This is a genomic window from Mesorhizobium humile (assembly GCF_033977215.1).
Classification (GTDB): domain Bacteria; phylum Pseudomonadota; class Alphaproteobacteria; order Rhizobiales; family Rhizobiaceae; genus Mesorhizobium; species Mesorhizobium humile.
On the sequence record NZ_JAVIIV010000005.1, the window covers coordinates 244,494 to 258,093 of the forward strand.

General features: G+C 63.7%; 15 protein-coding genes and 1 pseudogene. 7 read left to right on the forward strand and 9 right to left on the reverse strand.

Annotation, left to right across the window (positions count from 1 at the left end):
• Window positions 1-5: 5 nt before the first annotated feature.
• The 5 genes from RFM52_RS11025 to RFM52_RS11045 are packed head-to-tail and all read right to left on the reverse strand — an operon-like array spanning window position 6 to window position 4,581.
• Window positions 6-1,118 carry an ABC transporter ATP-binding protein gene (locus RFM52_RS11025; protein ID WP_320293167.1) on the reverse strand — a complete coding sequence of 371 codons (1,113 nt, stop codon included), beginning with the start codon at window positions 1,116-1,118 and terminating at the stop codon, window positions 6-8.
• Window positions 1,115-1,912 (reverse strand): ABC transporter permease, encoded by a 798-nt coding sequence (locus tag RFM52_RS11030; RefSeq protein WP_320293166.1) that lies wholly within the window; start codon window positions 1,910-1,912, stop codon window positions 1,115-1,117. The genes RFM52_RS11025 and RFM52_RS11030 overlap by 4 nt, the downstream gene beginning before the upstream one ends.
• Window positions 1,912-2,781, reverse strand: coding sequence for an ABC transporter permease (locus RFM52_RS11035; protein WP_320293165.1), 870 nt, complete (start codon window positions 2,779-2,781; stop codon window positions 1,912-1,914). The genes RFM52_RS11030 and RFM52_RS11035 overlap by 1 nt, the downstream gene beginning before the upstream one ends.
• A gap of 23 nt (window positions 2,782-2,804) precedes the next feature.
• Window positions 2,805-3,878, reverse strand: coding sequence for a PotD/PotF family extracellular solute-binding protein (locus tag RFM52_RS11040; RefSeq protein WP_320293164.1), 1,074 nt, complete (start codon window positions 3,876-3,878; stop codon window positions 2,805-2,807).
• Window positions 3,879-3,915: 37 nt separating this feature from the next.
• Window positions 3,916-4,581, reverse strand: a complete 666-nt coding sequence (locus RFM52_RS11045; protein ID WP_320293163.1) for a helix-turn-helix domain-containing protein — start codon at window positions 4,579-4,581, stop codon at window positions 3,916-3,918.
• A gap of 200 nt (window positions 4,582-4,781) precedes the next feature.
• On the opposite strand from RFM52_RS11045, the gene RFM52_RS11050 reads away from it, so the two are divergent.
• The 4 genes and pseudogenes from RFM52_RS11050 to RFM52_RS11060 all read left to right on the forward strand — a co-directional run bounded on the left by RFM52_RS11050 (window position 4,782) and on the right by RFM52_RS11060 (window position 6,465).
• Entirely contained in the window at window positions 4,782-5,297 is a 516-nt protein-coding gene (locus RFM52_RS11050) for a DUF488 domain-containing protein (protein ID WP_320293162.1), read from the forward strand.
• A pseudogene (locus RFM52_RS32955) lies at window positions 5,236-5,466 on the forward strand (hypothetical protein); the annotation flags it as partial. The gene RFM52_RS11050 and the pseudogene RFM52_RS32955, both read left to right, overlap by 62 nt.
• A gap of 6 nt (window positions 5,467-5,472) precedes the next feature.
• Window positions 5,473-6,015: a hypothetical protein gene (locus RFM52_RS11055; RefSeq protein WP_320293161.1), complete on the forward strand. Its 543-nt coding sequence runs from the start codon at window positions 5,473-5,475 to the stop codon at window positions 6,013-6,015.
• 153 nt (window positions 6,016-6,168) lie between these two features.
• A complete protein-coding gene (locus RFM52_RS11060) occupies window positions 6,169-6,465 on the forward strand; it encodes a hypothetical protein (protein WP_320293160.1) in 297 nt (98 codons plus the stop codon).
• A gap of 77 nt (window positions 6,466-6,542) precedes the next feature.
• Here the strand turns inward: RFM52_RS11060 and RFM52_RS11065 are convergent, their stop codons facing one another.
• The 3 genes from RFM52_RS11065 to RFM52_RS11075 form a co-directional block, all read right to left on the reverse strand.
• Window positions 6,543-8,324, reverse strand: coding sequence for a chloride channel protein (locus RFM52_RS11065; RefSeq protein ID WP_320293159.1), 1,782 nt, complete (start codon window positions 8,322-8,324; stop codon window positions 6,543-6,545).
• Between the two features lie 214 nt (window positions 8,325-8,538).
• Window positions 8,539-9,048: a cupin domain-containing protein gene (locus tag RFM52_RS11070; RefSeq protein ID WP_320293158.1), complete on the reverse strand. Its 510-nt coding sequence runs from the start codon at window positions 9,046-9,048 to the stop codon at window positions 8,539-8,541.
• 14 nt (window positions 9,049-9,062) lie between these two features.
• Window positions 9,063-9,791 (reverse strand): NAD-dependent epimerase/dehydratase family protein, encoded by a 729-nt coding sequence (locus tag RFM52_RS11075; RefSeq protein ID WP_320293157.1) that lies wholly within the window; start codon window positions 9,789-9,791, stop codon window positions 9,063-9,065.
• A gap of 62 nt (window positions 9,792-9,853) precedes the next feature.
• Between RFM52_RS11075 and RFM52_RS11080 the strand changes: the two genes are divergently transcribed.
• Complete coding sequence (locus RFM52_RS11080) at window positions 9,854-10,327, forward strand: MarR family winged helix-turn-helix transcriptional regulator (protein ID WP_320293156.1); 474 nt, start codon at window positions 9,854-9,856, stop codon at window positions 10,325-10,327.
• A 13-nt stretch (window positions 10,328-10,340) separates the two neighbouring features.
• On the opposite strand, the gene RFM52_RS11085 is transcribed toward RFM52_RS11080, so the two are convergent.
• On the reverse strand, window positions 10,341-10,640 hold the full coding sequence (locus tag RFM52_RS11085; RefSeq protein WP_320293155.1) for a putative quinol monooxygenase: 300 nt from the start codon (window positions 10,638-10,640) through the stop codon (window positions 10,341-10,343).
• Window positions 10,641-10,762: 122 nt separating this feature from the next.
• On the opposite strand from RFM52_RS11085, the gene flhA reads away from it, so the two are divergent.
• Together flhA and fliR are read left to right on the forward strand one after the other, a co-directional pair.
• A complete protein-coding gene (flhA, locus tag RFM52_RS11090) occupies window positions 10,763-12,850 on the forward strand; it encodes a flagellar biosynthesis protein FlhA (RefSeq protein WP_320293154.1) in 2,088 nt (695 codons plus the stop codon).
• Window positions 12,847-13,599 (forward strand): flagellar biosynthetic protein FliR, encoded by a 753-nt coding sequence (gene fliR / locus RFM52_RS11095; protein ID WP_320293153.1) that lies wholly within the window; start codon window positions 12,847-12,849, stop codon window positions 13,597-13,599. The genes flhA and fliR overlap by 4 nt, the downstream gene beginning before the upstream one ends.
• Window position 13,600: the final 1 nt, after the last annotated feature.

A 13,600-nucleotide genomic window follows, 5' to 3' on the forward strand; every position in this document is an offset into this window, starting at 1 on the left:
GATGATCAGGTGAGCGTCGTGTCGGCCGTGCTGTCGTCGGGCAGGAGCTTCGCGTCAGCGCCGTCGAAGCAAAGCTCGACCTTATCGCCGAGGCCGAAGCTGTCGCCAGCGAGCGGCGAGCGCACGATCGCGGTCGAGCCGTCGCCGAGCCTCACTTCGTATTTCGAGCCCGAGCCGAGATAGATCGCCTCGGCGATCGTTCCCGATAGTCGATTCGCGCCGGCGGCATCCTGTCCCGGCCGGCGGATGGCTAGTTTTTCCGGCCGCAGCAGCATCACCGGATTGGCCTCGCCGTTGAGACGGCGCGGCGTGGTGACCATCTCGCCGGCGACGCTCAGAGCCGTGCTGGTGCCATCATTTTTCGCCTCGCCGTGCAGCACGGTGGAATCGCCGATGAAGCGGCCGACGAACAGCGTCGCCGGCTCGTCATAGAGCTGGCGGCCGGTGCCGATCTGCTCGATGCGCCCGCGATTGAAGACGGCGATCCGGTCCGACAGAACCAGCGCCTCTTCCTGGTCGTGCGTGACATAGACGAAGGTGGTGCCGAGCTCGCGATGGATGCGCTTGATCTCGAGCTGCAGCCATTCGCGCAGCTTCTTGTCGAGCGCGCCGAGCGGCTCATCCATCAGGAGCAGCGGCGGATCGAAGACGATGGCGCGCGCCAACGCCACGCGCTGCTGCTGGCCGCCGGACAATTCGCTCGGATAGCGATGCGCGAAATCGCCCATCTTGACCATGTCGAGCGCCTTTGCGACGCGCGCCTTGCGCTCGTCCTGATTGATGCCGCGCAACGTCAGCGGATAGGCGACGTTGCGGCCGACCGTCATATGCGGGAACAGCGCGTAGTGCTGGAAGACGACGCCGATATTGCGCTTGTGCGCCGGCACGCCGACGACGCTTTTTCCCCCGACCGAGAGCTTGCCGCTGGTCACGTCGGTAAAGCCGGCGATCACATTGAGCGTCGTCGTCTTGCCCGAGCCGCTCGGCCCCAGCAGCGTCATGAACTCGCCGGGTTCGATCCTGAGCGAGACACCGTCCAGCGCCTTGAAGGCGCCATAGGCCTTGCTGACCGTGTCGAGATCGATCGCGGCGCCCCGATTTTCGGGTCTCGGGTTCATAGGCGTCCCTTCCGCTCGCGGCCAAGGAGGAGCATGCCGCCGCCGATCAGGATCGTGGTGGCGAACAACAGGATGGTGCCGACGGCCGCGACCGTCGGGTCGGCATCGCGCGTGATCGAGGAATAGATCTGCACCGGCAATGTCTTGAGATAAGGGTTTGTGATGAACAGCGACACCACGATCTCGTCGAACGAGGTGGCGAAGGCGAACAGCAGGCCCGACAGGATGCCGGGCAGGATCAGCGGCAGCGTCACCGTTCGGAACGTGGTCAGCGCGCCGGCGCCAAGGCTTGACGCCGCGGTCTCGAGCCGCCTGTCGAACACTTCGAGATTGGCCGAGACGGCGATCAGCACGAAAGGCAGCGCCAGAATCGTATGCGCAAGCACGAAGCCGGTCAGCGTTCCGACAAGCTGCGCATCGAGATAGACGGCATAGATGCCGATGGCCAGGACCACGCCCGGCACGACCATCGGCGTCAGCATCAACATGCGCAAGAGATTGGCCGGCCGCGCCTTCATGCGATCGAGGCCGAAGGCGGCGAGCGTGCCGAGCACCGTCGCCAGCACCGCCACCAGCGAGGCGACCTTGAGCGAGTTGAGGAAGCTGGTCGACCATTCCGGGTTGGTGGCGAAGTTCTGGTACCACTGCCAGGAAAAGCCCTGCGGCGGAAAGGCGAGCGACTTGTTCTGGTTGAACGACATCGGCACGACGACCAGCGTCGGCGCCACCAGCCATATCGCCACCAGCAGGCAGACAAGCCCAAGGATGACGCGCGTGAGCGGCTTCATCTCCATCAGCGTCGTCCCGCTTCCCGATGCCTCGACCGCATCACAGGAGCCGCAAGCGAGAGCAGCACGAAGGTCGCGACCAGCAGCACCACGCCCATCGCGCCGCCACGCCCCCATTGCAGCAGGCTCAGCACCTGCGTCTGCACCAGCGTCGACAGCATGGTCGAGCGCGGCCCGCCGAGTAGCGCCGGTGTGATGTAGAAGCCCAGCGCCAGGATGAACACGATGATCGCGCCGGCATAGACGCCTGGCAGCGACAGCGGCAGATAGACGGTGAAGAATGCGCGCGACGGCCGCGCGCCGAGACTCCGCGCCGCCTGCACCAGCCTGAGATCGATCCCCTTCATCACCGAGTAGAGCGGCAGGATCATGAAGGGCAAGAGCACCTGCGCCATGCCGATCACCACGCCCGTCTGGGTGCGGATCAGCCGGACGCCGTCGAACCCGGCCGATCTCAGCAGCGAATTGATGACGCCGGAATCCTGCAGCAGGATCACCCAGGAGAGCGTGCGCACCACGCCGCTCACCCAGAACGGAATCAGGACGCAGAGTATGAGAGCAAGCCGCACGCGCGGCCCGACGGCGGTCATCAGATAGGCGTAAGGATAAGCGCAGAGCACGCAGACCACAGTCACCCAGGCCGAGATCGAAAAAGTGCGCTGGAGCACCGTCAGGTTAACCGGCGCACCGAAGAACCAGGTGTAGTTCTGCAGGCCCCATTGCGGCTCCGACAGGCTGCGTAGCACGATGGTGATCAGCGGATAGCCGATCACCGCGGCCAGCAGCACGAGCGCCGGCAGCGTGAGCGCGTACGGCCGCCATGCCCAACCCACCCGTTGCGGGGCGGAAGGCGTCGTCGGTTCGAGCGCGCTCACGGGGTTGCCTCTCCTTCAGCCGGTCAGTTGCCGGCCATCAGCGCGGACCATTTCTCCTGCGCCACCGCGAAGTTCGGCACCCAGAACTTGAAATTCTGCTTGTAGCCCTGCTTCTGGCGGTCCGGCGTGTTGGTCAGGAAGGCCGCGACGGAATCGTCTACCTTGGGCTGCGCCTCGCTGTTGATCGGCGTGTAGGATGTCTTCTCCGCAAGAACCTCCTGTGACTGCTTGCCGAGATAGGCATTGATGAGCGCGTAGGACGCGTCCGTATCCTTGACGCCAACCGGGATGGTCATCTGGTCCATCACCACCAGCCAGTCCTGCCAGGCGGGCGCGTACTTTGCGCCGTTCTTGACCGCGGTCATGGCGCGACCGGTCCACATCATCAGCATGTCGGCCTCGCCGGATTCGGCGAGCTGCTGCGATTCAGCACCGGTCTTCCAGAAGATGGTGTCGGGACCGAGCTTGCGGACCACGTCGATGGCCTTGTCGATATCGGCCACGGTCATCGCCTTCGGATCGCCGCCGGCAACCTTGAAGGCCTGTTCCAGCAGGCCGCCGGTCGGGCTGCCGGAGCCGTCAATGCCGCGCACGCCCGGGAACTTTTCGGTGTCGAAGAAGTCGGCCCAGCTCTTGGGCGGATTATCCTTGTACTTCTCCTTGTTGTACATCAGCACGACGCCGTAATTCATCGCCGGCACCGAGCATTCGCCGACCTGGCCTTCCGGGATTTTCGAGACGTCGAGCTTCGTCAGATCGAGCTTCTGGAACAGCTTGCCGCAATAGACGTAGGGCGGCAGGTCGTCGGTATCGACGACGTCCCAGGTGACGTTGCCGGACTCGACCTGCGCCTGCAGCTTGGCGATCTCGGTCGGACCATCATTGAGCAGCTTGACGCCGGACTTGTCGACGAACTCCTTCAGCGCCGCCGCCTGGCCGTCCTGGTAGATGCCGCCATAGGAGACGAAGGTCAGGGTCTTGCCTTTCAGCGATCCCTCCTTCACCTCGCCCGCCACGGGCTTGTCCTGCGCGAAAGCCGCGCCGGTCAGAACGCCAAGCGCCAGGACGGCGCTGATGCCATATGTCGATTTCAGCATAACGATAACTCTCCCATTCATGCCCGCGTTTGATCGGTTACCTGGCGGCGGGCGGTTTCCAGGTCGTGTATTGGTCGAGCTCGGCGCGCGCCGAGGTCGGCGGCGCGATGATCCACATCACTTCGGCCCGGCCGCTGCCGATGTTCTCCGTGCGATGCGGGGTGGAGGTGGTGTATTCGACGCTGTCGCCCTCTTCGAGGACATGGCGCGCCTCGCCGAGCGAGACCTCGACGACGCCGCGCAGCACGATCAGCATCTCATGCGCGTCGCCATGCGTGTATTGGCCGGAGCCGGTCGAGCCGCCGATCTCGAACTCCCCGACATAGACTTCCATGTCGCTCAGCGGCGGCCGCGAAAGCAGCATCTTGCGGCAGCCGTCGCTGGGCAGGCTTGGCCGCTCGCTGCGCCTGAGCACGCCATGGTGATTTTGAGCCGTGCTCTCCGCAAACAGCAGCGCGACGCTTACCCCGAGCGCCGAAGCCATCTGATTGAGCGACGCCGTGCTGGCGCCGGTCAGGCCGCGCTCGAGCTGGCTGATGAAGCTGGCGCTGGTGCCGGTCGCCTCGGCGAGGTCGCGCAGGGAAAGCCTGCGGGCAAGGCGAAGGCTCTTCAGCCGCATGCCGAGCACCTCTTGGGCGGCTGTCGCGACCGAACCGTTCTTGGTCCCGATCGGAGCCTGGCCTTTATCGGAAGCCTTGGGCATCTCGTTGTTCTCCACTGCACATTTTGTACAGTGACACTGTACAGGATGCAAGCGGGGAGAATCCGGCCAAAACCAGATCGGCGGCACGAAACATTTTCTTCAGGGGCAAATGAAACAATCTGTGACACCATGCGTGATCGCCTCGGGTCGACACGGACTCTAATTACAGGCATTCGAGGCACCAAGGCTGAGGAATCGCGATGAGCGTCGTTTACACAATTGGATATGAAGGGACCGACATTGAGCGATTTGTCGCAACGCTGAAAGCGGTGGGCATAGAGCGTCTTGCTGACGTCCGAGCTGTGGCACTCTCACGCAAGAAGGGATTCTCCAAGAAGTCTTTGTCGGCACGACTCGAAGCCGAAGGCATCGAATATTTGCATTTCATTGATCTCGGCGACCCGAAACCCGGAAGAGACGCAGCGCGCGCAGGATTTTTCAACAAGTTCCGTGCTATATATTCAACACACCTTGATTCTGACGATGCTCAGTCGTCCCTCAAGGAGCTGGTGGCCGCGGCGGGGGAAAAGCCTACGTGCCTACTATGCTTCGAACGCGATCCGGTGACCTGTCACAGGTCCATCGTCGCCGAGGCGATGAAGGAGTCGGCGGAGTTCGAGGTTTGCAATCTCTACGGAGACAACCCCGAACGCTATGTCCGTAACGCCACAAGAATGCCGCGTTACCATCCTCGTGAAGGCGCTGCCGCAGCCTAGCAAGCTATATGGCGAGACTGTTTGTTGCGCAGGTATAACGCCTGACGGAAAATGGAAGCGTCTCTACCCCATCCGGTTTCGACATCTTTCGGGTGAAACCAGCTTCAGACGATGGGACCAAGTTCGATTTCGTTATTCGACGCCTCGCAGGGACAAGCGGAAGGAAAGCTGTCACGTGCATGAGGATAGTATCGAAATTCTTGGCGAGTTCGCACGCAAAGAACGATCCCGCGCATTCAACCCACTGATCGTTCCCTCTGTCGCCGAAGCCGCCCGTCGCGGCCAATCTTTGGCCCTGCTTCGACCAATCGAGCCGAAATTCCAATGGAAACGAAAATCCGACGCTGCAATGGCAGAGGAGCGCGGAGCCTACGCCAAGGCAGCGCGTCAGGGATCATTGCTCGATAAAGAATTGGAGGCCTTAGAGCCCACGCCATACGAGTTCAAGTTCAGGTTCCGAGATGCGGAAGCCGAGCACACCTACGTGAATGGCGATTGGGAGGCACACGCAATGTTCTATAATGGAATCCGCAGCGGCAAATCTGAGGCAGAGGTACTCAGTTGGATGGACCGAACCTTCAACGTGGAGTACCCGTCAAGAGGCATGGTTTTCGCTGTGGGAAATCAAGCGAAGCGCCCACAAACATGGCAGCTTCTAGGGGTACTTCGGCTGGACGAGCTTTCGGAGATTGAGAAAGCGCAAGGCAGCTTGTTCTGATCCCTCTCTCGCTTTCATAGATATTTGAAATGAAGCTCTGAAAGACTCATGATGGCAAAACTCCCATTACCACCGTCTCGCCGCGCTCCAGAAGCCCTCCGGGAGGAAGTGGAGGGATATCGGAAAGCCCGTCCGACGCCTAGATCGCCATGCGTGAACCAAACCGAGGCCGAGATCGAATCGTACTACCGAAGCGTGCTCTTGGGTATGGATGCCGTCGTCCGAAATACACAAGGCCACGGTCTCGTTTATCACGTCGCCGAAGTTGAAGGGACCAATCCGGGTCGAGGCCGATTGTATGTAAAAGGCCACGGAGCCTTCTACATGAAGCACGGCAAGAACTGTTATCACCCTAAAGGGCAGATCAGCTTAGTGGTGCCAACTGAAGAAGTGCTCCAATGGGCAAAGGAGCATACCAGGGGAGAAATGGGCTACACCATCTTCCCGTGACGATTGACGGGAGCGCCATTCAAAAGGCAATCGAACTGGTCTCCTATCGATGTCCTTCAACCAGCTGCCGAGCTGCTCTACCCCTCGCCCGACAGGTCGCGCCGCGCCTTGTCGAGTTCTTCGGCATAACGGCGCATCAGATGGCTTTCGGTGAGCAGGCCAAGCACGATGCGTTCGTCGAAGTCCTCGACCACCGCCAGTTCTTCGGCCCCGGTGCGCTGGAAGGTCTCGGCGGCGGTCTGGACATTCATCGACGGCACCAGCACCGCATCCTTGAACTGGGCGAGCGCGCTGACTGGCGTATCGCCATCGGAGGGATCGCTGTGCAGCTCCGGCACCAGCAGCATGCCGACATATTGGTCGGCCAGTTCGACGGCGATGACGCGCTGCCCGGAACCGAGCGGTATCTCCTTGCGGAATTCGGAGAGCGTGGTCGAGGCGGGAATGGTGCGGACGTCCTTGCGCATCATCGAGCCGACGGTGAGGCTGCGCATCCAGCCGACGTCATGGGCGCTGCGGATCGTCTCGCCGCGCAGGTGGAAACGCCAGGTCGAGAAGGAGTAGCCGAAGGTCTCGCGGACCAGGATCGCCGACATGATCGAAGCGGCCAGCACCACGCCGGTGAGCGTCAGGTCGCGGGTGGATTCCAGCGCCAGGAACGTCATGGTCAGCGGGCCGCCGACGACGCCCACCGCAAGCGAGGTCATGCCAACCACGGCGGCGACCGCGGGGTCGATGCCGATCGAGGGCGCGGTCATCGCCATGACGCCGGCAAAGACCTTGCCCAGCAAGGCTCCCAGGAACAGCGAAGCGAAGAACAGGCCGCCGCGGAAGCCGGAGCCGAGCGAGATGGCGGAGGCCGCCAGCTTCATCACGAAGACGCTCGCCACCACCGGCAGCGTGTAATTCATGGCGAACTCGCGATGCAGCGCGCCATGGCCGCTGGAGAGCACCTGCGGTGTGACCAGCCCGAGCAGGCCGACAAAGATGCCGCCGATGAAGGGCCTGACCGACGCGTCGATCGACAGCCGCACAAAGAGCTGCTCGACGATGCTCACCAGATGCATGATGGCGATCGAGGCGGCCCCGCCGAGCAGTCCGAGCAGCATGAACGGCACGTATTCACTGGCTGTCAGATTCGGCAGGCCTGACAGTTCCAGCGGGAACGGCACGCCGCCGAACATTTCCGCCGTCAGCGAAGCGGCGATCGCCGCCGTCATCACCGGCGCCACATTGGCGACGGAATAAATGCCGATGACCAGCTCGAACCCGTAGAACGCGCCGGTCAGCGGCGCGTCGAAGGCGGCCGAGATCGCGCCGGCCGCGCCGCAGCCGACCAGCATGCGGACGTCGTTGCGGCGCAGCCGGAACGCGCGCGCAAGTCGGGAAGCAATGCCGGAGCCGATCTGCGTATAGCCGGCTTCCAATCCAACCGAGGCGCCGAAGCCGCTGGAGATCATCGTCTGCGCCACGATGATGAAGGTGTCGGTGAGCGACATGCGCCCGCCATAGAGGGCGTTCGCCTCGATCGGGTCGACCGGCGTGCGGAACTTGCGCTTTCTGAGCCAGATGACGGAAAGGCCAAGCAGCAGGCCGCCGATCGCCGGGAACATCGCCTGCACCGGGTCGGCGAGCGAGAACATCGCCGAAAGCCGGCCGCCGGGCTGCACGTCGAACAGCAGCCAGTGCATGCCTTGCACCAGCGCGCTCATGCCGGTGACCAGCGCGCCCGCGATGACGCCGACCATGCCGGCCATCAGCACGATCACGATGCCACGCGCCTCGAGCACGGGGATCGAACTGATCAGCACCGCGCGAAGCCGGCGGGCGTAGACTTGTGGGTCGTTTCTGGCAGGCAACGGAACGGCTCGCCGGTATGCGAAGGATAAACAGCTGCCGTGCCTGATACGCGCGGCGGCCTTGCGTGGCAATCGCAATGCCGACCGCTTATGGCGCCATTTTGGCGTTGCGCGAATTAGCGTAATGCATGTCGCCTAGAAGTGTGCAGCGGTTCTGGGACAACGACATGCATACAGCAAAGGAAGGCTCCCCGCCGCGATAAAGGCAATAGATTTAGTTGGGTAACGGAATGGTCAGCGGTCCGCAGTCGTCCCCCGCGACGAAGATCGCCAGCAGCTCGGCCGGCTCGGTGGCGCTGGCGTTCTCGGCGAAGGAATGGATTGCGCCGGGCGCTTCGAACCAGGTCTGGCCCATTGTGTAGGTGACGGCCGGCCCGCCTTCCATCTGCGAACGCAGCGCTCCCTTGATGACGAAAGCCGTCACGGAGCCCGGGTGGCGATGTCGCGGCGTGTAGGCGTTGGGCGGGAATTCGACCAGCGCCGTGGTGATCGAATGCCCAGGCACATTCGGCAGCCTTTCGCAGGAGAGCGGCCTGACCGTGGTGGTCGGACGCGCCGCCGCCCCTTCCCCGGCATCGGCCCCCATCATGTCGATATGCGCGTCCATTCCACCAGCGATGGTGGTTGCCCTGTTGCTCTGGACTACGGCCATGCCAAGCAACCCCGAAGCGATGGCGGCGACGCCGAGCAGCGCGAGGCTTCTCGAAGAAACATCTTCGATCATGACGGCAACTCCGTTCATCCGGCCAGGCGAAAGCCGGCGTGCCAGCCGAGCTCGCGGACGGCTTTGTCGGTCGTGATATGGCCGTTCGGCTCCGCGACATTGAAGGCGCCCTGTGCGCCCCGCTCGACGGCAAGCAGGGCCGCGTAAGCGGCGGCGTCGACATGCACCGCCGGGTCCGCGGCAACTTCCACGCCGGTGCCTGGACCGTAGAGGTGGCCGTAGCGCAGCACGATGCCGGTGATCGGCGAGGCGCCGAGCACATGCCTTTCCAATGCAATGACGCCGCCGACGCTGACGGCACGACCGCCTTCCGCGCCGCCGTCCAACGCGTCGGTCTCGGCATGCGGCTCAGGCCCCGGCGCGTAGGCCCAGGCGATGCTCTGCGCGATCAGCCGCCTTGCGCCGACCACCTTCGCCGCCTCGACGAGGTTGCGGGTTCCTTCATCGCGGATGCGGGCGTTGCGCGCGGTTGCCTCGGCCATTTTCGATGGGTCGAGCCCGGCCGGCAGGTCTGTGAGCTGGTGGATGACGATCTCCGGCTTCGCCGCCAGGACAGCCGCGCGCAACCCGTTCGCATCGAACACATCGACCACCACCGGATCGGCGCCGAGCGCTCGAAGATCTTCGGCTTTTGCCGCCTGGCGCGTCGTCGCCGTCACCTCATGGCCGGCCGCCGCCAGCTGCGGCACCAGCCAGCGACCGATCGCGCCCGAGGCGCCCGCGAGAAAAATGCGATGGCCCATCGTCTTTCGCTCCTTGCTGTGATAATATCAGAGTACGAATAACATATAAGAGCACTGATACCATGCGCAAGGGGAATTCGTCCATTCCGTCCGCCGGTGAAGGCAAGCGCGGCGAGCAAGGCTATCTGGGCTACCTGCTGCGCCAGGCGGCCGGCGCCTATCGCCTTAAGGTGGAGCGGGCGCTGGATGAATTCGGCGTGACGCAGGCGCAGTTCGCGGCGCTCACCATGATCTCGGCCTATCCCGGCCTGTCCAATGCCGACCTGGCCCGGCTCGCCGTGCTGACGCCGCAGACGGTGAGCGTGATCGTCGGCAATCTGGAAAAAGCCGGCTCCCTCATCCGTCGGCCGCATGCCGTCCACGGCCGCATCCAGCATCTCGACCTCTCGGACAGCGGTCGCGCCTTGCTGAAGAAATGCCGGGAACGCGTCTACAAGCTCGAAGGCGAGCTGACCGCCGGCCTCTCCGCCGAGGAGGAGCGCGCGGTGCGGCGCTGGCTGGTCGCCGTCGCGACCGCGGACATGGCTCAGACTTGAGAGGCGACGCTTTTCAGGTCGGCGCGCCGCCGTCCGTCTCGTAAAGCGTGAGCTTGCGGTCGCCGATGCCGAGCTCCGCCCAGCTCGCGCGCCATTTCGCGATATGCGCCGACTTGAAATGCGCTTCGAGCGCGGCGCGGTCGCTCCAGGCTTCCGAAACATGGATGAGCCCGGCGTCCAGCACATCCTGCGCGTAGGAATAGCCGAGACAGCCCGGCTCGGCGCGGCTCGCCAGGATCATGCGTCGCATCACAGGCTTCGCCTGTTCGAGCCTGTCTGGCGGCAGCCGGATCGTGCCGATGATCAGGAGCATCTGCCTTCCTTTCGCAAGACCGTGTCCAGGTCCCGTAGCCACTCTCCCACCTTCGCGCAAGCTTGGGGGGTTACGGTCGAGGGCCTGCCCCTGTGCGTGGCGGGTCTTGATTTGGGGACGACATGGCGATCAGCGAAACACTCCCGTCGGGCCTGGTGGTCAAGAACGGCCGCGACGTCTTCTTCGCGCTGGGCATCGTCTTCATCCTGGCTGTGCTGTTCCTGCCGATCCCGGCCTTCCTCATCGATATCGGCCTCGCCTTCTCGATCGCGCTCTCGGTGCTGATCCTGATGGTGGCGCTGTGGATCCAGCGGCCGCTCGACTTCTCGTCCTTCCCGACCGTGCTGCTGATCGCCACGATGCTGCGCCTGTCGCTCAACATCGCCACCACGCGCATGATCCTGTCGCACGGCAATGAGGGCACGCATGCCGCCGGCTATGTCATCTCGGGCTTCTCCAAGCTGGTGATGTCGAGCGACTTCGTCATCGGCCTCATCGTCTTCATGATCCTGATCGTGGTGAACTTCATCGTCATCACCAAGGGCGCGACCCGTATCGCCGAAGTCGGCGCGCGCTTCACCCTCGACGCCATCCCCGGCAAGCAGATGTCGATCGACGCCGACCTTTCCGCCGGCATGATCGACGAGAAGACGGCACAGCTGCGCCGTCGCGAGCTGGAAGAGGAATCCTCCTTCTTCGGCTCGATGGACGGTGCCTCTAAATTCGTGCGCGGCGACGCCATCGCCGGCCTGATCATCACCGCCATCAACATCGTCGGCGGCATCGCCATCGGCTACCTGCGCCACGGCATGGGCCTCGGCCAGGCGGCCGACGTCTTCATCAAGCTGTCGGTCGGCGACGGTCTCGTCACCCAGATCCCCGCCCTCATCGTCTCGCTCGCCGCCGGCATGCTCGTCTCCAAGGGCGGCACGCGCGGCTCGGCCAACCAGGCGATATTCGGCCAGCTCGGCGCGCATCCGCGCGCGCTCTATGTCGCCTCCTCGCTGCTGGTCATCCTCGGCCTGATGCCCGGCCTGCCGCTGTTCCCCTTCTTCGCGCTTGCCGGCGGCATGGCCAGCCTCGGCTACATCATCCCGCTGCGACAGAACCGCGAGCACGCCGCTGCCGAAGCCCTGAAGACGCAGGAGAAGGCGAACAAGGTCGAGGAGGAGAAGAACTCGGTCAAGGCCTCGCTGGTCACCGCCGAGATCGAGCTTCTGATCGGCAAGCAGCTTTCGACCAGGTTGATGGTGGCGCACCAGGAACTGGTGTTCCGCATGTCGAAGATGCGCAAGAAATTCGCCCAGCAATATGGCTTCGTTGTACCGGAGGTGCGCGTGGCCGACGACTTCGCCATCCCGCCGAAGAGCTACCAGATCAAGGTGCACGGGACGGTCGTCGCCGAATACCAGATGCGCGTCGGCGAGATCATGGTGCTGCTCGGCACGCGCGGCGTGCCGGAGATCCCCGGCGAGGAAATCCGCGAGCCGGCCTTCGGCATGCGCGCCTATTCGGTGCTCGAAACCTTCGCCGAGGACCTGAAGCGCGAGAACTTCACCTTCGCCGACAACATGTCGGTGCTGCTCACCCATCTCTCCGAGGTGATCCGCAACAATCTGCCACAGCTCCTGTCCTACAAGGACATGAAGGCGCTGCTGGAGCGGCTCGACCCTGAGTACCGCAAGCTCGCCGACGAGATATGCACCTCGCACATCTCCTATCCCGGCCTGCAGGCGGTGCTGAAGCTGCTGCTCGCCGAGCGCGTCTCGATCCGCAACCTGCATCTGATCATCGAGGCCATCGCCGAGATCGCGCCGCATGTGCGCCGCACCGAGCAGATCGTCGAGCATGTGCGCATCCGCATGGCGCAGCAGATCTGTGGCGACCTCTCCGAAGGCGGCACGCTCAAGGTGCTGCGGCTCGGCAACCGCTGGGACCTCGCCTTCCACCAGAGCCTCAAGCGCGACGCCAAGGGCGAGGTGCGCGAATTCGACATCGATCCGCGCCAGCTCGAGGAATTCGGCCAGGACGCCACCAAGGCGATCCGCAAGCATCTCGAGGCCGGCGAGCGCTTCGTGCTCGTCACCGCGCCCGACGCGCGCCCCTATGTGCGCATGATCATCGAGCGGCTGTTCACGACGCTGCCGGTGCTCAGCCATGTCGAGATCGCCAAGGGCGTCGAGATCAAGGTGCTCGGAACGATCTCGTGAACGCGCTCTCGCAAGGCGTCGTCATCGCCGCCTTCCTCGCCTTCTGCCGCATCGGCGCCTGCTTCATGCTGATGCCGGGCCTGTCGAGCGCCCGCGTGCCGCTGCAGATCAGGTTGTTCGTCTCGCTCGCAGCGACGGGCGGCCTGCTCGCTTTCCTGTGGGACCGCATCTACCCGTTCGTCGATCCGCGCCCACAGGTCCTGGCGCCGATGATCGTCTCCGAGTTGCTGGTCGGCGGCCTGATAGGCGCCATGACCAGGCTCTACATGGAGGCACTGCGCTTCATGGGCTCCGCCATCGCCATGCTGATCGGCTATGGCGGCTCGGGCGGACCGGCGATCGAGGAACCGGAACCGCAGGCGGCCCTTGCCGCCATCATCTCGTTCTCGGCGCTGCTTCTGCTCTTCGTCTTCGACTTCGACCATGAGATCGTCAAGGCGCTGGTCGCCTCCTATCAGGTCGCCCCGGTCAACGTGTTCTTCAACCCGCAGGCGGCGCTGGTCGACGTCACCGACACCGTGTCGGACGCCTTCTTCCTGGTCATCCGCCTCGGCAGCCCTTTCATCGCCTATGCCATCCTGGTCAATCTGACGATCGGCTTCGTCAACAAGCTGACGCCGCAGATCCCGGTCTATTTCATCTCGCTGCCCTTCGTCATCGCCGGCGGCATGATCATCTTCTATTTCGCCGTCGGCACGCTGCTGTCGCTGTTCGTCGACGGCTTCGTCGACCTCACGCTGGCGAGATAGC